Origin of the sequence: Legionella brunensis (assembly GCF_001467025.1) — a bacterium.
GTDB lineage: Bacteria > Pseudomonadota > Gammaproteobacteria > Legionellales > Legionellaceae > Tatlockia > Tatlockia brunensis.
The window spans coordinates 22,370-47,564 of the sequence record NZ_LNXV01000008.1 but is presented as its reverse complement, the minus strand read 5'-3'; the positions used below and the strand labels follow the sequence as shown (position 1 = coordinate 47,564).

Sequence of the window (25,195 nt, the reverse complement as noted above, 5' to 3'; positions counted from 1 at the left end):
AAGAAGCTATGGAATTGCATAAACTGTTACTACGGCAACTTAATCGTGCGGAAATTAAAATTGATAGCTTGCCTAAGGATATAGAAAAGTGGCAAGAGTTCATTTTGCGTATCAATAAAACCTATCAGGAGGCGGATCAGGAGCGCTATCTTTTAGAACGTTCGATGAATCTCTCCTCACGGGAAATGATGTTCTTAAATGAAAGGCTTGAGCGTGCTCAGCATATCGCGCGTCTTTGTTACTGGCACTATGATGCGGATACTAATCGGATTTGTTGGTCGAAAGAACTCTATAATTTGATTAATCTGGACTCAAATTCGGTTCATACTTTGCAAGATTTTTTAAAGTATATTCACCCTGATGATTGTTTACAATTGCATAATTTGGTGAAAAAAGCTTTAGATAGGCGCATTAACTATACCTTTGAACTTCGTATTAAAAATAGCTTGGATGAATATCAGTGGTATCGCATTATTGCTGACTGTCAGGGGGAGGAAAATAAGCTTTCTGGTATTTTAATTGATATTGATAGAGACAAAAAAAATGAAAAAAAAATTAAAGAGCTTGGCCAAAAATTATTAATCACAGCACGTCGAGCGGGAATGTCAGAAATAGCCACTTCTATCTTACATAATATCGGCAATATTCTTAACAGTTTGAATGTCTCAACTAATATGATTAAAGACAGTTTCTCTCAGCCTTATTACCAAAAATTATTTAAAATTATTGAGATGTTAAAGGAGCATCAAACTCAGATAGGCGAATATTTGACCCAAGATGAAAAAGGAAAACTAATTCCCGAATATCTTTTTGCCTTGGAAGAAATTCTTGATAAGGAATACCATAAAAATACCGAGGAACTGGTTAATCTCGATAATAATATACAACATCTAAAAGACATCGTCGCCATGCAGCAAGCATTTAGCGGTGTATCAAGTATTGATGAAAAAATTTATGTTCCTGAGTTGATAGAAACGGCACTTCAGATGTCATCTAATCCTGTTAAAGATAAATCGATTAATATGCGTAAAGAATATTCTAACTCATCATTTATCTTTACTGATAAATCTAAACTCTTACAAGTTCTAATTAATTTGATTCAAAATGCTAAAGAGGCTGTTCTTCGCAACACTGTTGATAAAAGAAAACAGATTGAATTTATTGTAAAAGGAGAGGGTAATAAATTACAGATTCAAATTGTTGATAATGGGATAGGTATCTTGCCTGAAAATTTGCATCGTATTTTCTCTTTTGGTTTCACTACTAAAACTAAAGGCCATGGATTTGGTCTGCATAGCTGTGCTTTATCTGCGCAAGACATGGGAGGGTCTTTAAAGGTTGAAAGTCAAGGACTTGGACAAGGAGCGACGTTTACATTGACATTGCCAGTTAAAGCTAATTTAAAAGGTAAAGGAGTATTTAATGAGTGACATAGAACTCCGAATTATGATTATTGATGATAACCCGGCCATCCATGAAGATTTTATCAAGGTACTAACAACAACTCAGGAATCCAGGGCTTTCAGTATTCTGGATAAAGAATTATTTGGTGAACAAAAACACTTTGAAAAAGATGAAAATTTGTTACCTGAATTTAAAATTGATACTGCAGAACAAGGGCGTGAAGGAGTCGAAAAAATCAAAATGGCCTCAGAGGCAGGTAAACCCTATGCACTTGCTTTTGTGGATGTACGCATGCCACCTGGATGGGATGGGCTTGAGACTATTAAAAGAATGTGGAAAATTGATAGAGATATTCAGGTTGTTATTTGTACTGCCTATTCTGACTATTCATGGGAAGAAACGGTCCTTAAATTAGGGATGAGAGACAATCTATTAGTTTTAAAAAAGCCTTTTGACAAAGTAGCAGTTAGACAACTTGCCTGTGCATTAACAAGGAAGTGGTTATTAGCAAAAGAAGCAAAAAAACATACCGAGTCTTTGCAAAGAATTGTCGATGAACGTACTGAATCATTACAGCAATCACTGTCATTATTGCGAGCTACGATTGAGTCATCCACCGATGGCATCTTAGTGGTTGACTTGAAAGGAAAAATAATTGACTGCAACAAGCAATTTATAAAAACGTGGAACATTCCAAAAACAGTTCTTGAGCCCAAAAGTGAGCAATTATTATTAGAATACATGATTGGAAAATTACGAAAGCCAGAAGAATTTTTAGAGCTAATTAACAAGTTATATCACAATATTGATGATACCAGCCTACAGGTCGTGAAATTTAAAGAAGAAAAAATAATTGAATGCTATTCACAACCACATCGTATCAATAAAGTCACAGTGGGGAGAGTATGGAGCTTTCGAGATATTACGGAAAGAGCATTCCTGGAAGAAGAATTAGAACATCAAGCGACTCATGATTCGCTGACTAACTTACCCAACCGTGTCTTGTTGAATGATAGAATACAACATGCTATTGCAATGGCTTCGCAATTAAACAACCATTTTGCCATTTTATTTTTTGATTTAGACCGTTTTAAATTAATTAATGATAGTTTGGGACATGAGTTTGGAGATGAAGTGTTGTGTGAGGTTGCAAAGCGACTGTCCTCTCTATTGCGTGCACAAGATACGCTTGCGAGACTTGGTGGCGACGAGTTTGTAATGATTCTTCTTGAGTTAGAAGGAGAGAATGCTGTCACTATCACTCAAAAAATTCTAAGTTCGTTTAATCATCCTTTATATATTGCTGGTCATGAGTTCATTTTAACCACGAGTATTGGGATTAGTCTTTATCCGACAGATGGTACTGATATAAATTCACTTCTAAAAAATGCTGATTTGGCAATGTACCAAGCTAAGGAGCAAGGAGGTAATCAATTTAAGTTTTACACGCCTCAACTCAATCAACTGAGTAATAAACAATTAGAGCAAGAATCTGAGTTACGACGAGCATTGCTAAATCATGAATTTTTCCTGGTTTATCAGCCTCAATTCGACGCTAAAAATCACGAGCTATTAGGTCTTGAGGCTTTAGCTCGCTGGCAACATCCTCAAAAAGGAGTTGTTTTGCCCCTGGAGTTTATTCCTGTTGCTGAAGAATCAGGTCTTATTGTTCCATTGGGAGAGTGGGTAATTCGCGAAGTATGCAGTCAAATGGATGTTTGGCGCAAGAAGGGGCTACCTGAAGTAAGAGTTGCAGTGAATGTGGCAATGCAACAATTAAAACAAGTAAATTTCGCAGAAACCGTAAAAAATATTTTAGAAGAATATCAAATTAATCCCGCATTATTTGAGATTGAAATCACAGAGAACGTAATCATTACTAATATTGATGTTCAACGTATGATTCATGAGTTAAAGAAGGTGGGTGTTAAAATTGTCCTGGATGACTTTGGCACGGGGAGTTCAAGTTTAAATTATTTGAAACAAATACATATTGATCGTTTGAAGATTGATCAATCTTTTGTTAGGAACATCTCCAAATCGCGTAGCGATGAAGTGATTATTGAGGCAATAATCGCGATGGCACAAAACTTAAACTTCAAAGTATCTGCAGAAGGCGTGGAAAATCAAAACCAAATCAAGTTCCTAAGAAATCAAAATTGTGATGAAGTGCAAGGATTTTTCTTAAGTAAACCCTTATCCTCAGACTCAATTGATAGTATTTTGGAAGATATCAAAACCGGAAAAAAAGAATAGGTTTAATTGTCAATGTATTGGTTTAATTTAGCAATTGACAATCGAATTGGGTTTAAGTCATCAGCGTTGTCGATGCGAAATGGAAAGCAAAAATAAACCCATTCAATTAAAAAAACCCAGAATCAGAGAGACCTCACCTCAGAATAGTTTCTTTCGTTTAGGACTTGAAACTCACCATAACTTCGTTAACCAATTCAAAATTCTTTTTCTATATTCGTAAATTGGCTTTTAGTAAATCAACCAGAGGCCCCTGTTTTAATAAGTTTACCCATACAAAAGTTTTTGACATAAATATAGCAAAGCTTTCCTTAAGTATTCATTGTTTATAATATAAATTCATAGTGGTTATTTTTTGGTCTCAAGACTAATATTGGTCTAAAATTTGTCTAAGAGTGAAAATAAGGTTCATATTGCAATGAGCAAATATACTAAAGAGATAATTGATGTATTGTTAAGTCTTCGGTCGGAACAAGTTGGTTTTTTTGTGGACAAACTGAATATTGACGAAATTAAAATATTATCTTCAATAGTTCTACCTGAAATACAGGATCTAGATTGCAGAAGAAGTCTAAGAAATATGTTAATTACGCGTGAAAAAATAATTAATGAAAACCTCAGCTCCGAGGTGACTTCAAATTTTCTGCATGAAAATAAAAACATAGGTGATCACCTAGAAGTTGTATTTGAAAAGCTCACAACTACTATTTTGCATAGCCTATATGATGAAGAGCGTAGAAAACGATTTCTTCAACGAGCAAATGATGATGAATTATATGTTCTACTACGAAAAATTTTATTAAATGATTCGAAAGAAGATGCTAAACAATGGAAAGCGTTGCAGGATGCATTAGTGTCAGAAGTAGTACAACGAAATAGCTATAGGAAATCAAAAGATGATGGTCTTCAATGGAAAGCCAATATATGGCAAGACATAATTGATAGCATTGAACAAATTGACTTTGAAATTCTTAACGAAAAAACAGAGGAAGTCCCTGTCGAAGAACCAGAAAATAATAAAAAATTCTGGTTATTTAGAGTTTGGTTTGAGGTAAAAAATTTCATTTTTAATCTTTTTGTTTTTTTCGGTTTTTTTGATGTTCAATCGTCAGTAACCAAGGAAAATAAAAAAACACCAGTATCGGAAGAAGAGAACAACTTCTTAGGAAAAATCAGCCCTAGTGCTGGGGAAATAACAGGGGTAAGCACAGCAAAAGATATCTATAATCAATCATCAGAAAACTACACGCTTGTAATCACAGAAGAAGAGCGGGGATCACTAGAAGGCATGCGCCAAAGTGGAGCGCAACATGTCGCGAACATAACAGGGACAACAAAGATAGGAGAAAAAATACGCACTAAAGAAAATATAAAATCAACTATAATGACTCGCTTCGGAATGGTGGTTGCATCACAGATGGTATCTGGAACAAAAAGTGAAAATCATAGGAGCTTATATACTGTTGGAGAGAGCTTAACACAACCGGAAGATAACGATGCAACGATAGAAGAAATAAGCAGTGCAATTAAAACTGTAATAACCGATGAGAGAGATCTTCTGTTAAAAGAACATGCGTTTTCTACAGGTGGGTTTGCCGATCTGGTTACAGCCATTGAATCAGAGGTGGTCGGAAATTTAGTGCCACAAAAATATAGTCAATATGGATTAACTTTTACAGAGGAAGAAACGGCACAGATAAAGCAGTATTACGAAAATATGGAGCGTTCGAGAGACTTAGGTCATATTTTGGCTACAGTAGGCAGATCGTGGGGGGGATATGAGGAAGATAAATATACCCATGGCTATAAAAAAAGCAGTGATTTTGAGATAAAGCAAGCAAAATACGAACAGCAGCTTGCAACAGCAGGTAAAGCGCTACAACAAGCATGTATTGATCTAAATGAGGGTGAAGCGTTGTATCTGGAGACTGGCTTAGAAGGCCATGCTATGCAACTGGTAATAAAAAAAATAGGTAATGAATTCAAATTATCTACTTACGATTCCTCTGGGGCTTTAGAAAATACCTCATTGAGCACTAGTCCTCTCGGGTTAGTAAAACTATCTCGCATGACTGATGAGACCATGCGTAAGAATGCCTATACTTTTAGTGTTCCAAAGGAGCGATTAATATCCGAAGTTGGCTTGGATTATTTAACTTATTTAATACGTTCTAATTCTATGGCCGGTTGGGCTCAAACCCATATAGAACTGAATATCAAGCATACTACTATGGAGGAGCGTAGCCATATGGGATGGTTACGAGAACGGTTAGCGTTAAGACAGCAGTCTTATATTTACTCCAATTATATGGAACATTTTGGCTCCATTGCTTCTCCTGATGCCCCCCCAAAATTTGAGGATATATTACAACGTCCACAAAATACAGAAAACTGTTTTGCCAAAAAAGCTCAGTCATGCGAACTGTACGAACTGGGTAAGCCAACTTATAAAAAACTTAGATTAGCCATGTTGCTTGAACAAAGAAAAGGTCTACTCCAAGATGCATGTGGAAAACCAGGGGAATCCAGCTTTGTTAGTGTCGAATATACTACTATGCTAAAAAATATTGAGCCTGAATATCTTTCCCCATCTGAATTGCAAGAAGTATCCATGCGCTTATGTGAGGTGAAAGAACCGCCCTCTAAAGAGTATTATCAAAAATTTTTTCAAGCATTATTTGCTGCTAAGGAGAAACTCGCTACAGTTGACAAAAGTGATAATAACTTAGCAATAAAGCGCATAGATGAAAAAATTGCAAGCCATGCAAAATCATATTATTTATATCTAAAGAAAGGAAATCGACAAAAAGAAATTGAAGAAATTTTTTCGCCTGCTGTGTATAGTCAAGATTCCATATTTAACTGGGATGCAGGGGGGATGCCATTAAAAACAAATGAAGATGGGAAAATTGTTCCTAAGGCGTTAGAAAAACTCTCCGAATATGCAACAGCTCAATCATGGAAAGCCATATTTCAGTTAATCAATCATCAAATAAAAAAACTAAGTGTTAATGAGCGATACATCCAATCATCAAGTGAGCGTTTATCTTATGCAAGCTATCGCCAAGTCTCTGGGAAAGTAAAACTTAATGATTTGGAAAAAGCAAATATTGTTAGCTTTACCGAAGGTTTTACAAGAAAAGAAGAGATTAGAGTAGAAATTAACGTTGGTAATAAACGGAAGGAAATCGATCTACCAACGTTCTTTAAGCTTGTTTTAAAAAATAAAGAATCGTTAACTAATCCTAAAGTCATTGGATTGTTAGATTATATACGTAATGTGTCACCAGAAATTGAAAATATGTATGCTGCAAAAGTATACCCTGCACAACGTCAAGCTTTTGTCGATAAACTTGAAGGATATGTAGAACATTCAATGAATTCTCTAACATCAACTATCAACAGACTCTCTGAAAGCAAAGATAAGTTGAGCATTATGTTGGAGCAATGCAAACAAAATATTGATTCGGTTACTTATGAAATGACTAAGGAACAACAAATCCTTGGTAACAGAAAAAAATCAGTGAAATTAAAAAATTTAGAACTTCGTCTAGAGTTATTGAAGGAAGAGCAGGATGAACTTGAACGTTTGCAACGTTCTGTTGCTGTCAAAATTCAGAGTCTTGAAGCAAACAAAGAAGTAAAGGGTTCACCAGCGAATAAAATAGCTAAAACAAAAAATATAATTGAAAGATTAAAAGCTAATGATGCTGACCTACAAACTGTTAACGCAGTAAGTCATGCATTTACAGCGGCTGCTGCTGATCTTGAAAATGTCAATCAGCAGTTAGAAAAAACAATAAAAACTTTTGAAATTGATGATGTTGAACAAGAAAATGACCGACTTATTCATGTTAATCAATATCGAAAAAAAGTAATTGCTAATCATCTAGCAACTAATGCGGAATATAGAATATTAGATGAACTGTCTGCCGGAAGAATGGGAACAGAGAAAGATAGAAACAGACAGATGTATAGGCAATCTGCTGTAGAGCGGGCAGAATTTTTCAAAAAAGGAAGTTTCCTAGAAGGCTCAGTATTTCATGAGATCCAAAATTTAAATCAAAAGCTTAGAGCAGAAGTTTGTGGGATTGTAGAACAAAAAGTTATATTAAATACGAATATTATTGAAGTAGGAACTATTGACTCACTAAAAAGTGCAAATGATGAATATATAAATATTGATAACCATTCACAAGCAATAAGCAAAAGAGTTATCCCTGAAGAAATTAAAGAGAAATGGGTTAGGGGGATGTTTGATATATGGTTAAAACATGAAAGCCAAGGGCACTTATACGCTCTTCAAAAGAAAAATGAAGCGGATCCAACTGCTATTAATCAAGCCTTTCACCACTTTATAGAACAAAAGGCTAATATTAAGTATGCAGCACTCAAAGAGGCAGGATATCCTATAGATCTTAATAAAGATCAGATCGAAAAAATGTGGAGACCAATTAGTGAGCCTGAAATAGTTTTTATTAATAAACGTAAACAAAGGGCTGCTGGCATTTTAAAAAGATTTATAAAAGCAATGGGATCTGAGAATACTGTGCTTAAAGAAGATACTCCTTATGTAACTCCAATTAGGTTAACAAATAAGGAGCTAGTGACTACACAGGATCCTACCTTAAAAGAAAAAGTGTTCGAGGCTCCTGCTGTTACCTATTTATCGCAATCAGCAAGGGATGCGCTAGATGAAAGTACCTTAAAATTTTTACGAGAAAATCCAATACCTACTCCTGAAGGTGGATCTAAAGAACAATGTTTTACGTACTTTACAAAAGTTACAAGTTTTCTTCATCGATTGAAGGCACATAATAGTTTAGAAAATAAAAGTCAACGTATTACTGAATTTTGTTATTTATCTGTTTCTAAGATCTTTGATTTATCCTACGCTCCGCCGGCATCTTTGGTAACCGAAATAGCCAATACAGTGATTGATAGATATAGAGGCGAGGACGGATATATTAATGATTCATTCTTGAAATTAGAGAATAATCAACGAGCGCAAATTTTAATAACTTTAATAAAATTGAATTTATCACAAATTGCTGCAGATGAGTCTCAAAAGACAAAGGTAAATTCAGCATTTTATTCTACAATAAAACAATGGGAAAAATTGATCATTCCTCCTGATGAGGCGATGTCAAGAAAAATTGCCATGCTATCCCCAGGAGGAACTATACCTGAAGATATTTCTTTATTAAAGGAAGTGGATACTGCTCTCCATGAATCTCCTGTCAGTCTGGAAGGAATCTATGAAGGTCAAAAAGGATTACAAATCGCCTTAGCCGCTTATGGCGCTGAAAAAGAAGTTAATAGTGAACTGCGTAAAGTGGCTGATTGTTTAAGTATGCGTAATGGTGATGCTTTGTTGGCTCATCAATTTCTTGCCTACTATTCCAAGTCAAAATTCCTTCTTTCTGCTGATGGTATTAATAGTACTCAAGGCCGAGAACTCTTTACTAGAGCTTTGTTAGATGCTTTTCAACATGGTACAGATGTAGAAAAACATGAACTGTTGGATTTCTTAAAAGGATTGAAATTTGATAATAGTGACGGATGTAAACTTAAAACTCCTCATAAAGTCTTTATCGAAGAAGTTTTAATCAAGTGCTCCAACATGGACTCTAAATTTACAGAAAACATCGGAACTGAGGAGGGGACTTCTACAATAGAGACAGAGTCATTTATTTCCTCTTTGACAGATACTTCAAGTACAGATGGTGTGGATAGACTATTCGGATTTGCCAAAGAAATTAATACAATTGCCTTAAAGATTGAGCGTAATCTAAATAAAAAACCAATAGATAAAGCTGAATTAGATGGACTATATGCAAAATTAATATGCTCTAATTTAGCTTATCAGCTGCTCTTGGGACAGGCATCTGAAGACATAATTTCTAACCTTAATGAAAATTTTGAATATACTAGAGAGATGTCTTTAGTTCAATCTAATATGAGCAAACTACGAGAAAATTTAATTGAATTTTCCAGTAATTTAAATATAGATAAAAGAATTGCTCTATTTAACAAAATTTTTAATGAGTATGCCCAAGATAAAAAATTTGACGGGCGAAAGGTCAATGTTACTTCAGCATCTTCGTTAGATATTCCTGGCTTTATCAATTTGGGAGGCAATAAGAGTCTCGATGTGTTACATGGCGTTATTTACTTGGGTAATAGTAAATTCGGAGGGATTCCTGCTTATATTCAATCATATATAGCATTACAAGAATTAGGGCTTCAAGATCTTCCTTTTAATCCTCTGAGTGGGGGCTATGTCTATGTGGAAGATGATCAGATTAAAGCCTCACTCACTCCGCTAGCAGATGGGTCTATTGTAATCCAAAGAGAATTACGAACATTAGATGATACTTCTGAAATACTTCAATATATACCACCGGATAAAATGGAATCAGTCCCTGTCGCCTTAAGAAGAATTAAAGCAGAGCATTTCTTTATAGATTCTAAAGGAACACTACACGCTTATAATTCTGACTTTGCACCGATTCTAAAATTATCTAGACAGGATGAGTTATGGAGTGGCACCCTCCTTGATCATCATGGTAATAAAGTTCCTATCACTTTAGACAATACTAAAGACTCCCCAGTTATTAATGAACTATCTAAAGTTTTCCCTGCTGATGAAATAATAAGTGTTAATGAGAATACGGTCTATATCCCATCAATTGCCAAATATTTGATTCACGAAAAAGCAAATGGCTACTTTATTGCCGATGACCTTACCGAAAGAACTTCAAGAAGACATCTTAAAGTGACGGAGGAAGGAAGTGTCTACACTGAAAAGGAATTAACAAGTTCAGAAGCAGAAGAAGTTAGGTTATTGAATAAAGAAATAGCCAAATTACAAAACGATCTTGCTTCAGTAACCCAATCTGATTTGCTTAGTCAACAAGCTAAAAATAAAATTGAAAAAAAGATTAAGGATTGTGAATCCAGAATTCAAGTGATCACTTCTCCAGAATATTTTGTTTTTGTTGCTGACTCAAAACAAATTAAAGCATTAGAAGAAGCACATCTGCAGTCAAGAAAAGAGATGCAAAAAGCTTATACTGCTTTTAGAGATGGTGGGAAAAATAGGAAATTAGCGTCTAATTACGAGCAGGCTAAAGAACATTATTTACAAGAAAAGAAAACACTTAAAAAGGCTTACGAAGTAGCAAATTATCTGCGAGTTTATACGAGTAAAGAGGGAGTATTAGAACCTCAGGACTTTCAAAGTATTCTTCATGTTGGATTAATCCCTGATAAAACTCCACTTTTGATCCAGTTGTTAGGTAAAAATGTTCCTAAATTACCATTAAAATCTAGTGAATTAGAAGATTTAAGAACTCTCAAGACTCAATATAAAGAAAAACAGCCATTGACGATGGAGGATAGGTTTGCACTAATTATGCTAATGGGTACTGAACTCCAACATCATTTGTTAGAAAGAGAAGCTTGTGTAACAGGTAAAATAAAAGTATGGGATAGGAAATCTCATAATGAATTATTAAAAGAGTTCACTGACGAGGTAAATAAAGTAAATGAATTGTTTGGACAACTTCCATTAGATAATTTTTCAGAACTGTGGCGTTCAATACACTCTGAATTTGCTACCGATGAAAAACTACAACAACTATTCACAAAACCGATAGCTACTGTTTCGACGGGTGAGAAAAAACCCGTAAGTATCAACACAAGAACCACCTACATGCCCATTGAATCATTAGGGGCGCGTGCATTAGTCCAATTTAATCTATATAAAGACCCGCAATCACTTATCGATGAGCAGCAGCTCGAACTTGAACAACGTTTGCGTGGTTTAGAAAAATTTGGCGACTCTGTTCAAGCTCAGGAAGATGGTTATTATTATGAAAATTATGGATTGTTTCATACAGGCACTCTCGAAAAATTATTTAGTGTAACTCTTGATCATCCAGGAGTAGAAGGTTTAACTGAAATACATGTTTCTGAATTATTTGACTTAATGCAAAAAGAGGGTTGGATTGGTACTGTAAAGGGTATGGACAAATACCAGTTAGCAGGACACCCCAGCGAGTTTTATTCCTCTTCAAAAATAGCAAGTTACCTCACAGAAATAGGTTTTAGAGAAAATCAGATACGCACTATCTCTGATAGATTGGAAACATTCTTGTATCAGACTGCTGTTAATGGCGGAACCTATTCAATAAAAGCAGATAAAAAAGAGGATTTAGAAAGGAAGAAAGGGGAGTTAATCGAGAAGCTCACCCAAGCCCAAGAGAAATGTAACATAGAGTCTCTACAGGCTTTGGATAAAATCAAATCCATATTAGCCGAATCTTCCACTGAAATTTCCTTGACAGAGCTTAATTCAGCTTATCTCCTAAATGACTACAGTAGGATTCTTTCTCATTTTCCTGAGGATAAGAGGGCAAGGTTTGAGATTATACTGAATAATGCCATGACTCGCTTATTGTATTACAAGACGGAGTTGGATCACTTAAATGATGTGAAAAATACGTTCCAAATGGGGCAGGATGCTAAAGCCATTTCCATGTTACATATTAGAAGGAACTATCCGCTAGAAAAGTTATTGGATTCAGAACTTTATTCAGGTAAAGATTTAACCGGGCAAGATTTGCTACAGGCTGAGCAAGAACGAAAAATGCAGAGGGCATTTTTACTGTTTGAATCTGAATTTGGTCATCGCTGTAATGCACGTCAAGTCAATATTTTTCGAGGGTTATTACTTGATGATGAGACAGATCCCGATAAAATTGATGCGGCTCAAGCAAGGATGGGATTTGGTAAGACTTCTTTATTACCGTTGGTTGCACTGTATAAGACGGGAGAAAAACTGGTTCGATTCATAGTGCCAAAATCAGCTCTTGAGAGCAATACATCAGATATGTCCTTAGCTCTAGGGAATATACTAGGTAGTCGTGCTGTAAAAGATGATTTCCATCGCTATCGAATTGAGACTGATCCAGAGTCTAATATGGGTACTAATAGTCCTCGATTAAAATCATTACAGGACGCTAAGGCAGACTTAAAGAAAAGACTCTCTTTATATCAGCGGATCACAGAAAACCGAGAAGTATTGGTGCAAGCGCCCAGTGTCCGCAACTCTCTAGAGTGCCAACTTAAGATTTTCCTAGATATGTTGCCTAAACTAGCTAATGAGCCATTACAAAAAAAGGAATTGATGGAATGCATCTCGTTACTTAATGAGATTCGTTCATTAGAAACAATCTCAATTTTTGATGAATTAGATGCAACTCAAGATACTGCCACAACAGAGGTAAATTATACTTCTGGAGAAAAAATTTCTCTTGATACTGCTGAAATTTATCCTTTAGAACTGATTACCCAAACAATAGGTGCGACAGAGGACAAAACTGCAGGTAATTTAGCTAAGATATTACTGGAACGCTTTAACATTATAGATGCAGACAAGAGTATCTTTAACTATATTACTTCATTACAAGTAAAACAACCTGATTCAGTAACACCTTCTAATAGCACTGAAGTTTATTTAATGCGTGCTATTCTGACTGATCCAGCAATGCTTAGTATATTTACTGAAAAAGAACCAGGCACTGACTTTGGTGTATGGTTTCAAAATGCGAGTGATGGGTCTAAGTTATATGATCGTGATGCGCTTAAAACAGGAGGGGATTCTCAATCCAATAAGCCATTATTAATTGCTGTCCCTTATTCTGCTGCAAACACACCAAAGCCCAAAGGCTCAAGATTCGATAATCCAGAAGTTAGCGCAATTACTACGTTTTTATATTATCTTGACCCTAGAACTGAATTAAATGAGGTACCTCATTTGGAGTTTCTAATCGACTCTTTTAGAAGCGGTTTGGGTGAGGCTCCGTTTTTGGAACCTTCTGGAGAACGCATTTCTCCAGAATTTACTATTCTATTTAACGATATAAAAACCTTAGCGGAAATAGAAGATCCCATTATCAGGGGTGCTGCGAGAGAACAATACTTTGTAGAGCTAAATACACGGATAAAAAAAGGAGAAATACCACCAAACGCGTTTAGAAAAATGTTAGCGCGTACGATTATCCAGGAGCAAATAAAATTTGATGCCGGAAAAGCCAATAGTAATCGATATGAGCAAGGAACGACACGTGATGTAGTGATTGGATTTTCAGGTACCGCAGGTGATACCTCTTCCTATTTTAGAGAGAACATGCTTGATCCTGCTGCAGACGGTAATATGACCTTGGGTATTATGGGAAGAGCAAATTGTCAAAAAACAGTCCCATTAGATACCACAAGTTTTAGTGAAAAAGGTGAAGATTATACAACGACTATAATTAAACAATTAACCGCCTCTTTTTCATCCAATACAAGAACACTCATTGATGTGGGCGGCCTATGTAAGGTCTCCAATCGTGCGGTTGCAAAAGAGATTGCCCTGCAATTAAAGAGTCAGGGCAGCCCACTAAAAGGAGTTATTTTCTACGATGATGTGACCAATATGAAAAAACTTTTGGTCCTAGACTCCCAAAATAAGGAAAAAGTCGTTGATTTGACTGCAGCAATGGTGGCTGAGTCCGATCGAAAAGGCAGTTATTTCACTTATTATGATCAGAGCCATTCACGCGGTGCTGATATTAAACAGATGGATGGAGCTCATGCTGTTCTAACTTTAAATTTCACGGTAACGAATAATGACTACAAACAAGCCATTATGAGAATGAGAAAAATTGTTGAAAAACCATTAGGTCAATCATTCTCTGTAGCAGTTCCCGATAGTGTGCGAGAAAAAATTATTAGTGATTTGAAGTTAACTACAGATCATATTCTTACAGGTAATGATATTGGGCTTTGGTTAAGACAAAAAGAATTAGAAAATAATTTAAATCATGCTTCTCTATTAAGTGCCGAATTAGATGCGGTCGTAAAAAATGCCATCTTGCAACAACAAGCAGAAATTACCAAGCTAATGTCTGACTCTGATTTAACTGAAAAACAAATCAAAGCATTCACTGAATGCATCAAACAACTCAATAGTATTTCACCTTTGGTTTCAAACAGTGTTAATGATTTGCGAGCTAAATATGGTAATGTCTATGGAGAAGTCAGAAAACAAGATTTTGTTAACGATTTGAAGGAGTCATTCGATAAACGAATGATTGCTATTTTTAATATAGTTAGACAGACAAGAGAGGAAATGGGATTAGCTCCTGTCGAAGAAAGTGATAAAAAAGCCTATTATGATTTAGAACAAAGAATCATAAAAAAACGTGAAGCCCAATTAAGCAATGTATTTACCATTCCATCAGCAAGTAATGCTTTGTCTGAAGCACATTCTGAAACTGAAAGTCAGTCAGAAAGTCAATCACAAAGCCAAAGTCAGGCCCAAACTCATTCATTTTCTGAAGTAGCTAAGGAAGAAGTTGTCGTTAAGGCAAAACTAAGAAAACATGATATACCTCATGCCCCCGTTTCTTTGGGCTATTTATCTGGATCCTCAGCGCTCGATGAATTGCCTAAAGCAGCACAAACAACTTATATGCATCATTTGTTTCATGAAGATGACTCAGTGAGATGTAGTCCAGCCTATGTACTGGATGAAGAGTTAGAGCTAAGTTACGCAAAACCTGTTCCTCCTCCTATCCGTTATTTTCTAGCAAGAGAAGAGGGTGAGCCAAAAATCATTTTAATTAGCCAAGATGAGGCCAATGCATTTAAAGGGACACCCGTTGCTCCTTGGAGCTTATACGATGTACGATTTAAAATTTCAAATGCCATTGCACCTGTAATGGGTTCTCCTATCACCTCTTTAAAAGATCCTCTTTTGAAAAAATTGAATTTTGCTTCGTATAGATACAAAGTGTCTGGAGCGGATATGGATTCTATAGCTGGCTCTTTGGATGAAATGTACACGCAAGAGCAATTACATCCCTCATTGAGCATACATTATGCAACCACTGAACATAGTTCTTTTGGTAATGCTCCTGTTTTCGAATTATCTCGATGGGGTTTTCGTGGTGAAAAACTCCAAGATATGTTACTACGTATTGAAAAAACAGAAACTAGTATTGGGGGCCATAATAAAAAAGAAGGTCTGACTATTTCAGTAGAAAAGGGTAATGCACGAGTCGAAGTGTTTATTTCAGATAAATTAAGCCAAAGAATTTCAAATGAATCTGGTAAGCCAAAACTTAAGAAAGTTATGGAAGTAATTAATAAAGACTATGGGGAAGTAAAACAAGACATAGATGAACTCACAGAAGATTTAAGGGTACTTCAGGAAACAGAGGAAAAAGTCATAAAAGATTTTGATCAGCAAATAATGGAATTAGAAGCTATAAAGGAAAAAGCCGTTAATGAGGCACGAGCAAAGATAGATAAAGGTTTTTATGACGGCATGAATGGGCTTATAAATTGTAGAGGAATTTATGAAGAGCAATTATCTCAAAATTTAAGGGAACATTGCAGTGCAAGAGTACATAGTAATGAATGGGGTATTAAAGTTTCTGGGAATCAGTTTGAACAATTAGGCGATGCTATTGCACATGGTTGTAATAAGCTTTATACACAAAATAAAGCTACCCCACTATCTTTTACTGAATTGGAGCAAGAATTAGACGCAGAGATTCAAACTATTTTCAATGCTGTAGATCAAAGATATCAATATTTTATAAATTATAAGGCTCTTAATGTTACTCTATTTGAATCAATGCACGCAGCGACTAAAGGAAAGAGAAACCCTCAAAATGAAAACGTTAAAGTTTGGTCACAAAGCTTGGAAGAGGCTCTAAAAAATCAATTCTTTGATATTTATATGGCATGGATGGATAATGAAGCGAATAACCCCAATGAAAAGTGGCAGAGCTTTGTTGGCAATATTAAGGATGAAATACTTCAGGCAAGAGGAAGCGACCTTACGCTAGAAGACTTTTATGAAAAAATACTCGCCCGAGTTGAAAAATTTGCACATGACAATGCCATTGATGTCAATGACTTTACTGCGATAGTAATGCCTAGATTAGATTATTTCATAAATTCTGGTTCTAAAAAAGAGAATACTCAAACCATTCAAGATCACATAACAAACATTATTAAAAAACAATTCCTTGAGGTACTCACTACCCCAACAGAAGACCAAGTTGAATTCTTTGCACGCCTTCAAGAGATGGTAAAAAATAAAATTGACAAACATAATTATGAGGTACCCTCAATACTTCTGGACTATCAAAAAGACCCTCTTCCTCTCAAGGAGATCAAAGTAGTTGTTCGACAATCGTTTAGTAAGCAAAGCGTTCGAACAGCTAAAGGAGAAATTGATTTTCTAACTAGAAAAATCGCTAGTTTTTTAGCTGGGCGTAAGGAAGTTCAAAACATTCTGGATAATTATCAGCCTGTCGAAAATCGAAGCGCTCAGCTAGAGGGGAAGGGCAATATATCTTGTTCCATGTTTCCTTCGAACTATGATGCATTGGCAGAGTTAGATAGGCAAACTTTTGATATTCAAAAACAAATAACCGAAGCTAAGATCCAGAAAAAAGCTCAGCTTGATCAACTGAAAGAAAAACAAGTAGAACTTCAAAGTAAGTTAGATCAAAGTAATGAAAAGGCAAAAATCCTCCAGGATGAAGTATCTGCTCTTAACGAATTGCTAACTGGGGGCAAAGAGTTACTATCTTTTTTGGCTAATTGTCAGGTTGTAGTTGAAGAAGATGAGCCAGCAGATTTCATTGAAGCTCATTTTGATCTAGACATGATAATTGCTCATGATATTTCCTCCTCCGCAACACTTACCTTTATTCCTCCAGAGATTTATGAGGTAGAGAGAGAGATGCAGCAGCAATTTATAAATCTTCATGGTTTAGATGAAGAAGAGACTGCTGCGGGTAGAGCTCTTGATGAGGCGTTCGCACTGGTGAGAAAAGAAGTTGGGATTGTACAAGAACGGAAACCTCATATAGAGTATGAACTCAACAATCAGAGTGAAGTTACTTTGCAAAAAACAGGAGAAATGAAAGCAGATACCCCGGAAATACCAGTGCAAAAGCACGAGGAAATGAGGGAAGATATCCCAGAAATACCAGTTGAAGATGAGATTATCAGGGAAGAGAAGACAAGGGAGGTCGTCAATAGTGCATCATCAGAGGACAAACAAAAGGAAAAAATTACTGCTGAAAGTTTTAGGGCATTTAAAAGTCAATTCCAAGAAACAGTTAAGGGTAATGACGAAGATAGCTCTGATCTCTATAGAACCAAAAACAGTTGAGTAAGCGAACCTAATACCAACTCGTCATTTGTAATTATTCTCATGGAAAGAAGTTAGTTAAAATTGACAACTATCGCCGCAACCGTTACAAAGGGAATATAAATTTCATAGTAGATAACCCATGGAATATAAAGACTATTATCAGATTATGGGGCTTGAGCGTAATGCAAGCGCGGAAGAGATTAAGCGTGTTTATCGGAAACTTGCGCGAAAATACCATCCGGATGTGAGTAAAGAGGCGAATGCTGAAGCGAAATTTAAAGAGTTAGGTGAGGCTTATGAGGTTTTAAAAGATCCTGAGAAACGAGCCAAATATGATCAATACGGCAAGTATTGGAAAGAGCAGGGCCAAGGCTACAATACTCAAGATAGGCAACAACACTCTTATCATGCTAATCAAGAAGAGATGGCAGGTTTTGAGGATTTCTTAAATAGTATTTTTAAAGAGCGCTTTCATCAAGAACATACGTCTTTTTATGATCAAGGTCGGGATATTCATGCAAAGCTTAATATTACACTTGAAGAAAGCTATCATGGGGCTGAGAAGATATTACAATTGCAGATCCCTGTTGTTGATCGCCATGGTAATGTGAATTATGAAATGCGTGCAGTCAAAGTAAAAATTCCGAAAGGGATTGTTAATAAACAACAAATTCGTCTAAAGGGACAAGGTGGTAAGGGAGCTGGGAATCAAGCGGGTGACTTGTATATTGAAATTGATTTTAGTCATCATCCTTGGTTTCATCTGCACAAAAAGGATATTCATCTACAGCTACCAATTACTCCTTGGGAAGCTGCACTTGGTGCTACGGTTAAAGTGCCGACCTTAGGCGGAACAGTCAATTTAAAGATTCCTAAGCTATCTCAATCTGGTAAACAAATGCGACTCAAGGGGCGCGGGTTGCCGGGTAATCCAGCCGGAGATCAATACATTATTTTACAGATAGTGATTCCTCAAATTGATAATGTTGAAGCCAATAAATTGTATGAACAGCTTGCGCATACGATTCAATTTAATCCGCGAGAAAATTTAGGAGTAAGTAATGACTAAGGAAAATAAAGAATCAAAAGCCCTAGAGTGTGAAGATTTTTTTTATTTGTCATTACGTGAAGTTACCTATTCTTTGGGGGTTTCTAAAGACACCATCCTCGAGATTATTGATGAAGGGATTGTCAGTGCTCAAAAGGATGAAAAAGAAGAGTGGTTGTTTGATAGCGAAGCGATTCGCTGCATTCGTACTGTCTTGCATTTAAATCGTGATTTAGGGGTAAATTTAGCAGGTGCAGGGCTAGCTTTAGAGTTAATGCGACAAATAGACCATTTGCAAACGCTTCTTGATCAAAAGTTGTAGTGGCTAAATCATGAACTGAAATTGCAAGTTGGCTATATTGCTGCTAAGTTGTTGAGCCTGAATGAACCATGCAAAATGATATGATTAAACCTAGGAGAAATAATGAGAAAATACTATCGTACGTTGCTTGTTGGTATAAGTTTTGTTTTTATGTCAGGTTGCCAAATGTCTACAGGTGAGAGTATTTTCCCTCATCGTCATTCTGACGAAGCTATTACTGCCTCAGTTAATCAGGCAATGATGAACAACAGAAATTTAGTTAATGTTCCTGTTCATGTAGAAACTCACCAAGGTAATGTCATGTTAAGTGGTTACGTTAAAACTATCCGCCAAAGTGATACGGCTGGAGATGTTGCTTCTAAAGTTCCAGGTGTTAAATCTGTACAAAATAATTTGATTGTACGCAAGTAATTAATAGGGGGGTATCATCAATTTTATAGAAGATATGTTTCGATGATACCTACTCTAGTACTTAAATTTATCTGTAAGGACCTTCAATAGATGATTGCTTGGTGAACTCTTCCAGAATGTCATAAAGTCCTTCAGCAGATGAACCTTTCATCGTGCTCTGAAAGAGGTTGCCAATGAGTGGGGCATATTTTCCGTGAGTTATTGCCTTCATATATCGTTCATTATCTGAAAGAAGCAAGTCAACGGTATTTTTTTGTAAAGTTAATACAAAATCCTCGGTGTTGCTTTGTGCTATTAATCGGTCACAAAATAGTTCTAATAATTCGATAGTTGCGTTCAGATCTAAATAGTTTTCCATGTCTTTTTTTGTGACTAATGGGAAATTGGCAATTTCCTTGCTCAGCACGTCTTGAATTTTTTTAATGGCAGCCACAACCTGTTCCATTTCCTTATTGCGAAAACCCACTTCAGTGGCAAGAAATTGCTGAAAGAGATTATATTTCTCAATCAATAGGTTAAAACGGTTATCATCCTCATCCTCATCATTGTCTCTTGTTGCATCACAAGCTGCAGCAAAGGCCTCGTTCATGGCTATCGCCGAAGAAAAGCCTATAGGGTAATAGGCAGACATGGCGCAATCTCCAAGAAGGATAATAAATCCCCCAGTCGGTAGCCTCCTGACAGGGTTATCAACATAATGAATATCCGAAAGAAAAGTCGTAATATTCTGATTTTTTTCATCCTCTCCTTTTGTATCAATGACAAAATTTTCTTGGGGAATTTTAGCTCGTACAGCTGCAAAAAAACTTGCCCATTGAGATACAGTTTTTCTTTTAGTGACTGGGGTTTGAGCGTGGATGTTTTTGGGAATTGGAGAGGCAATAAATAATCTGGGTTTCCAGTTGGTATCGGCAAAATGTTCTTTGTATAAATTATCATCAAAAATGGCATCAATTTCATCTTTTGGGTTCCATCCAAATTTTTGCAGCTCATTAATATCAAAAGAAACCTTAGTTCTTTTTTGTTTGAGAAATTGATGATAATTGCTGTAATTAGAGCTTAATGGCTTAACTGTTAAGCGAGCAGCCATATGATAAGAAGGTACCCCTAACTTTTCATAAGTAAAAGGTGGCAATTTATGTGAAAAATCACTTTTGATTTTGGCGTTGATTTGCTGTGTTAACTCACGCCTCTCGCCTTCACAAACAAACAAAAAATCAAATGGGATTTCTAAATCAGAATCAGAGGTAACAGTTTGTTGCTGTAAGTCGACATTATGAATTTGGGTTTCACAGTACCAATGTATAGCAACATTATCTACTTTAGTCTCATCGATATGTTCTTTTAGCGCTTCTTGCAATGATCTTATAGAAAAATTTTTAGGGATATTTAACTTTTCTGTGAAAAGCTCAGGTTGCCTCATCCATTTACGAAGTAATTTTTGTCGTTTATTGATATTTTCTAACGGTATACCATCTGAATCGACAAGATCACCCTTGTGATTTAATTGTAGCTTATCAGTTGGATCAAAAAGTTTTTTGCAAAAATCATCCCATCGCAATTCATGCTCTCCAGTTAAATTGGCGGCTGGAATAATTAGCTTCTGACGTCGTTTAAAAGCAAAATCTCTTTTCTCAATAACATTAAGTTCAAATCTTTTTGAAGGATATTTTTTGGCCTCTTCCAAAAGAGAGACGATTAAAGATAAGCCACAGGGTCCTATCCCAACAATACAGATCTTTATAATATTTTCAGAGGATTCTTGTTTGGAAGTTGGTGGCATGTCTTATTAATGTACACTAAAAGTCTAATTATAGCATTTTATGACTAATTAATGTGCATAATGTGTTTAATCATTATTTTTGATCATTGATTTAGCTGCCAAACGTAAAGGTATAGACTTCTAAACCTGGTAAGGTGGGGCTGATTTCTAGGATTCCTTCTGAAAAATCATTAAGAGACAATACCTCATAAATTGAATGTTTATCGACAATAATTGTGTCGTTGTTAACATCTTTACCTTTGTTGTTGTCAGGAATTGCCTTATTGTTTAATAGCACCTTGACTGCAATGGGTTTAGCAGAAGCATTTCCCATCACGATAAATACTTTGCGGGCTTTAAAATGGATTTTTAAAGAGGCATTGTCTTGTGCTGAAACAATTTTGTCCGGCAAAACTTCCCAAGCTCCTTGCATGGCCCAAGCATGTGGAGCTAATTGTGCTGGGAACTGATATGAGTTGCTTTTATCATGAACTAAAGCAGGACTTAAGCTTTTATCAGCTCTTCTATATCCAAGATAAGTCTCTGGTGTTTGTGAAAAAGCAAAGCCTTCTTCTGCGAAAGTGGTGGGCATAGCAAATTCGTTTAAGTTCAGCAAATAGCGAATATTATTTTCGGTAATATCATAATTACCTTCACCAAAATGTTCGTATACGACTTTGCCATTTTTACTTATCAAATAATGTGCGGGCCAATAATGATTTCTGAAATTGCGCCAAGTTACAAATTGATTATCAAGTGCAACAGGGTATTTAATACCATAGCGCTTCACTGCATTTTGCACATTGGCCAGGTTCTTCTCAAAATCAAATTCAGGAGAATGAATGCCGATGATGACTAAGCCCTGATCATGATATTTATCATACCAGACCTTCAAATAAGGTAAGGTGCGGATGCAATTAATACAGGAGTATGTCCAGAAATCAATTAGGACAACTTTGCCCTGTAAATTAGTTAGTTGTAGAGGAGGTGAGTTAATCCATGCCTCTATTCCAGCGATTGGTGGCGCTTTGTAAGGAATCCATAACCCCTCTTGTAAGGTGGCTGAAGTTTTAATGGTAGTTTGTGCTGTAGAAGTGGATAAGGCCGTTTCTTGATATAGCATATAAGCCACGGCTGCAATGATAATTCCTCCTAAAATTTTGCGAAACAGAGCAGCTTTTGTTTTAAAAAAACGAAAGGTCTCAATTATTTTGAAGCCGTAAAGGGCAATAATTAGCATGGGAATTGCTGCACCCAAAGCGAAGCTAAGCAGGGTAAAGAAACTGGTTATGGTGGTATTTTGTACAACTGTTTGTACGATAACAGCAGCTAAAATAGGGCCAGCACAAGGTGTCCATATGATGGCAATTAGACTGCCCAAAAAGATACCGCTTAAAAAACCTCCCCGAGGGTTATTGATGACGGATAAACTTGTTTCTGTCCCAATGAGACGTTGCGTTAAGGCCGTAAATTTCTCACTTAAAAAAGTAGAAAGCATGATAATACCCAGCAACAAAAGAATCCCATAAGAAATATGACGAATAACATCCAGATCTATGCCGGAGTACTGTACTAGCTGGCGTGAAAAAAATGCAAACAAGCTAAAACTAAGCACAAAGCCTGTAATAATTCCAAAAGGTCGTCTTCTATTTCCGCTTAAAGAGCCTGCTAATACGATAGGAAGAATAGGGAGAATGCAAGGAGAAATAATTAAAGCAAACCCTTCAAAGAATGCCAAAATAATGTCGAGGAAATCAACTTGCATAACTTAGGTCCTCTTCCATCTATTTAGTAGTACTGAAGCCTCTGGTAAGTATAGATAATAAGAACTATTAAGGTTTCTTTTTAGCAACAATTTTAAAATTTACTTTTACCTCATCTTTAATTTCTTCTGTACTTGCCCATTCACCTTGACCCACACCAAAAGTGCTACGTTTTAACGTAGTTTCACCTACCACTAGTGCGGTATCGCTTGAGGTTTCTTGGGCAGTAAATATTAATTTTACAGGTGCTGATTTATCGCGAATAGTCAAAACCCCATTAGCTTCATAACTGTTATCACCAGTTTTATTAAAATTCGTTGCCTTAAATTCAGCGGTAGGGAAGAGTTGGACATTAAACCAATCAGTAGTAAGAAGTGTATCTTTTAAATCAGAGTAAGAGGAGGAAAGAGAAGTCATATCCACAATAATATCAATGCTACTTGCCTTATAATTCTCTGAGTCTACGGAGATTTTGCCGGAAAACTTTTTAAACTCACCCGAAGCAGGGGCGTTATTTTGAGTTGCAGTAAAACGTAGTGTACTTTTGCTAGGAACAATTTCCCACTGTGTGGGCTGCTTTGATTCCAGTTGTGGAGAGTATGACCAATAATGTCAGCAGTGCTTTTTTGAAAGAGTTTTTTCTCATGAAATCATTCTCCGAAGAATATCATCTCTATTGATAAAATGATGTTTCAAAGCGGCAGCAGTGTGTAAAGCCAGAAGGGCAATTAATCCATAGGCTAACCATTCATGAATTTCTTCAAAAATTGCTCTCAATTCCTCATTAGGAATTATAAGGCTTGGTAGGGTAAAAAGTCCAAAAAAAGAAGCAGAAAGGCCTGCTGCGGAGGTTATTAGCCAACCTGTAATAGGTAGGGTAAACATTAGTCCGTAAAAAGCCCAATGAGTTGTTCTAGCCGCAAACTTCTCCCAGATTGGTAACGACAGTTGCGGGGTAATATTAATAAGACGCTATAGAAGCCTAAGAAAAGCAAGGAATAACACTAAAAACCATATTCTTTATGCCAACCATAGAGTTTAAGTTTGTGCAGACTTATCAGCAAAGAAACCATGTAAAGGTCCAATATTAAAAGCCCAATCATTAAAATTGCTATTGACCAATGGAAAAGAGTACTGATAAGGCCATAATTATTCTCACTGTTTTTTAGACGCATTATTGCCTTCTTGCTTTGCTTTATCTGCAGTGTCTGGCTTGTAGGCTTCTGCTCCAATTTCAATGGCTACCTCATCACCTACATTCGGCAAAAAAGCAGTCATGCCAAAGTCGGAGCGTTTTATGGAAGTGATGGCACTGAAACCAGCAGTCATTCGCTCATTGATGGGATTTTTACCCACTTTGTTTAGAGTAACATCCAATATCACCGGTTTAGAAATGCCTCGTGCAGTGAGGGTACCGTATACTTTCGCAGAGTTTTTTGAAAGTACTTCGACCTTATTACGTTACAAACGTAGCAGTTGGAAAGTGGGAGACATCAAAAAAAATTTTTCCTTTAAGTGTTTATCGAGTTCTGGAATACCTGTAATCATGTCGGCAATCTTGATTGTTGCGTTCACTTTACTATTTTCAGGTTTTTCTTTATCTATAACGAGAGAACCATTGACGTACTATTTACCCGTTTGTGTCGAAAATCCCAGATGCTTAATATGCCAAAGAACATAACTGTGTTGGTTATCAATGGTAAGTGTCTCTGCTGCATTGATTGAGAGGGGAATTGATAGTAAAGCGCTCAATAGTAGGGAATGCATGATATTCCGTATCATTATGAAAAAATATCAAAAAACTCAGAAGATTTTTTCTTATTTTCTGCAGTTAAGTGGCCGCCAACAAGCCTATCGCACATCCCTTTAGGTAAAAAAATAAATGCATCGGACTGATTGTCCTTAGTGGATGAGCCTGCACAAGAAGATTTTGCTGTAGCACAATCATTCATGCCTGCCTTCACAACACCATAACATTTTTCAGTTGTAGCCAATCAATGTA

Annotated in this window: 11 protein-coding genes and 1 pseudogene; 6 read left to right on the top strand and 6 right to left on the bottom strand. The window is 36.2% G+C overall.

What is annotated here, in order from left to right:
- Window positions 1–8: 8 nt before the first annotated feature.
- The 6 genes from Lbru_RS05350 to Lbru_RS05325 all read left to right on the top strand — a co-directional run bounded on the left by Lbru_RS05350 (window position 9) and on the right by Lbru_RS05325 (window position 19,668).
- Window positions 9–1,430: an ATP-binding protein gene (locus Lbru_RS05350; RefSeq protein WP_058441160.1), complete on the top strand. Its 1,422-nt coding sequence runs from the start codon at window positions 9–11 to the stop codon at window positions 1,428–1,430.
- Window positions 1,423–3,660, top strand: a complete 2,238-nt coding sequence (locus Lbru_RS05345) for an EAL domain-containing protein (RefSeq protein WP_058441159.1) — start codon at window positions 1,423–1,425, stop codon at window positions 3,658–3,660. The genes Lbru_RS05350 and Lbru_RS05345 overlap by 8 nt, the downstream gene beginning before the upstream one ends.
- A 415-nt stretch (window positions 3,661–4,075) precedes the next feature.
- Window positions 4,076–17,905 (top strand): DUF3638 domain-containing protein, encoded by a 13,830-nt coding sequence (locus tag Lbru_RS05340; RefSeq protein WP_058441158.1) that lies wholly within the window; start codon window positions 4,076–4,078, stop codon window positions 17,903–17,905.
- Between the two features lie 121 nt (window positions 17,906–18,026).
- Window positions 18,027–18,956: a DnaJ C-terminal domain-containing protein gene (locus Lbru_RS05335; protein WP_058441157.1), complete on the top strand. Its 930-nt coding sequence runs from the start codon at window positions 18,027–18,029 to the stop codon at window positions 18,954–18,956.
- A complete protein-coding gene (locus Lbru_RS05330) occupies window positions 18,949–19,257 on the top strand; it encodes a chaperone modulator CbpM (RefSeq protein WP_058441156.1) in 309 nt (102 codons plus the stop codon). Before Lbru_RS05335 ends, Lbru_RS05330 begins: the two co-directional genes overlap by 8 nt.
- Before the next feature lie 165 nt (window positions 19,258–19,422).
- Entirely contained in the window at window positions 19,423–19,668 is a 246-nt protein-coding gene (locus Lbru_RS05325) for a BON domain-containing protein (protein ID WP_162262389.1), read from the top strand.
- Between the two features lie 67 nt (window positions 19,669–19,735).
- Here the strand turns inward: Lbru_RS05325 and Lbru_RS05320 are convergent, their stop codons facing one another.
- From Lbru_RS05320 to bufA1, 6 genes and pseudogenes are all read right to left on the bottom strand, one after another.
- A complete protein-coding gene (locus Lbru_RS05320) occupies window positions 19,736–21,451 on the bottom strand; it encodes a hypothetical protein (RefSeq protein WP_058441154.1) in 1,716 nt (571 codons plus the stop codon).
- A 91-nt stretch (window positions 21,452–21,542) separates the two neighbouring features.
- The gene (locus Lbru_RS05315) at window positions 21,543–23,195 is read right to left on the bottom strand and encodes a cytochrome c biogenesis protein DipZ (protein WP_058441153.1); all 1,653 of its coding nucleotides are present in this window, start codon (window positions 23,193–23,195) and stop codon (window positions 21,543–21,545) included.
- Window positions 23,196–23,262: 67 nt separating this feature from the next.
- A complete protein-coding gene (locus Lbru_RS05310) occupies window positions 23,263–23,751 on the bottom strand; it encodes a YceI family protein (RefSeq protein WP_238583835.1) in 489 nt (162 codons plus the stop codon).
- 84 nt (window positions 23,752–23,835) lie between these two features.
- Window positions 23,836–24,078 (bottom strand): cytochrome b, encoded by a 243-nt coding sequence (locus Lbru_RS17750; protein WP_238583825.1) that lies wholly within the window; start codon window positions 24,076–24,078, stop codon window positions 23,836–23,838.
- Between the two features lie 270 nt (window positions 24,079–24,348).
- Window positions 24,349–24,804 (bottom strand): annotated as a pseudogene (locus Lbru_RS05300) (YceI family protein); the annotation flags it as partial.
- Window positions 24,805–24,974: 170 nt separating this feature from the next.
- A complete protein-coding gene (gene bufA1, locus Lbru_RS17745; RefSeq protein ID WP_238583824.1) occupies window positions 24,975–25,145 on the bottom strand; it encodes a BufA1 family periplasmic bufferin-type metallophore in 171 nt (56 codons plus the stop codon).
- Between the last annotated feature and the right edge of the window lie 50 nt (window positions 25,146–25,195).

Bases quoted from the DNA above. Each gene is read 5' to 3' on its own strand.
- Lbru_RS05335 (WP_058441157.1), top strand. From the start codon at position 18,027: ATGGAATATAAAGACTATTATCAGATTATGGGGCTTGAGCGTAATGCA.
- Lbru_RS05320 (WP_058441154.1), bottom strand. From the start codon at position 21,451: ATGCCACCAACTTCCAAACAAGAATCCTCTGAAAATATTATAAAGATC.
- Lbru_RS05315 (WP_058441153.1), bottom strand. From the start codon at position 23,195: ATGCAAGTTGATTTCCTCGACATTATTTTGGCATTCTTTGAAGGGTTT.
- bufA1 (WP_238583824.1), bottom strand. From the start codon at position 25,145: ATGAATGATTGTGCTACAGCAAAATCTTCTTGTGCAGGCTCATCCACT.
- Lbru_RS05325 (WP_162262389.1), top strand. From the start codon at position 19,423: ATGTCTACAGGTGAGAGTATTTTCCCTCATCGTCATTCTGACGAAGCT.
- Lbru_RS17750 (WP_238583825.1), bottom strand. From the start codon at position 24,078: ATGTTTACCCTACCTATTACAGGTTGGCTAATAACCTCCGCAGCAGGC.
- Lbru_RS05345 (WP_058441159.1), top strand. From the start codon at position 1,423: ATGAGTGACATAGAACTCCGAATTATGATTATTGATGATAACCCGGCC.
- Lbru_RS05340 (WP_058441158.1), top strand. From the start codon at position 4,076: ATGAGCAAATATACTAAAGAGATAATTGATGTATTGTTAAGTCTTCGG.
- Lbru_RS05350 (WP_058441160.1), top strand. From the start codon at position 9: ATGGAATTGCATAAACTGTTACTACGGCAACTTAATCGTGCGGAAATT.
- Lbru_RS05330 (WP_058441156.1), top strand. From the start codon at position 18,949: ATGACTAAGGAAAATAAAGAATCAAAAGCCCTAGAGTGTGAAGATTTT.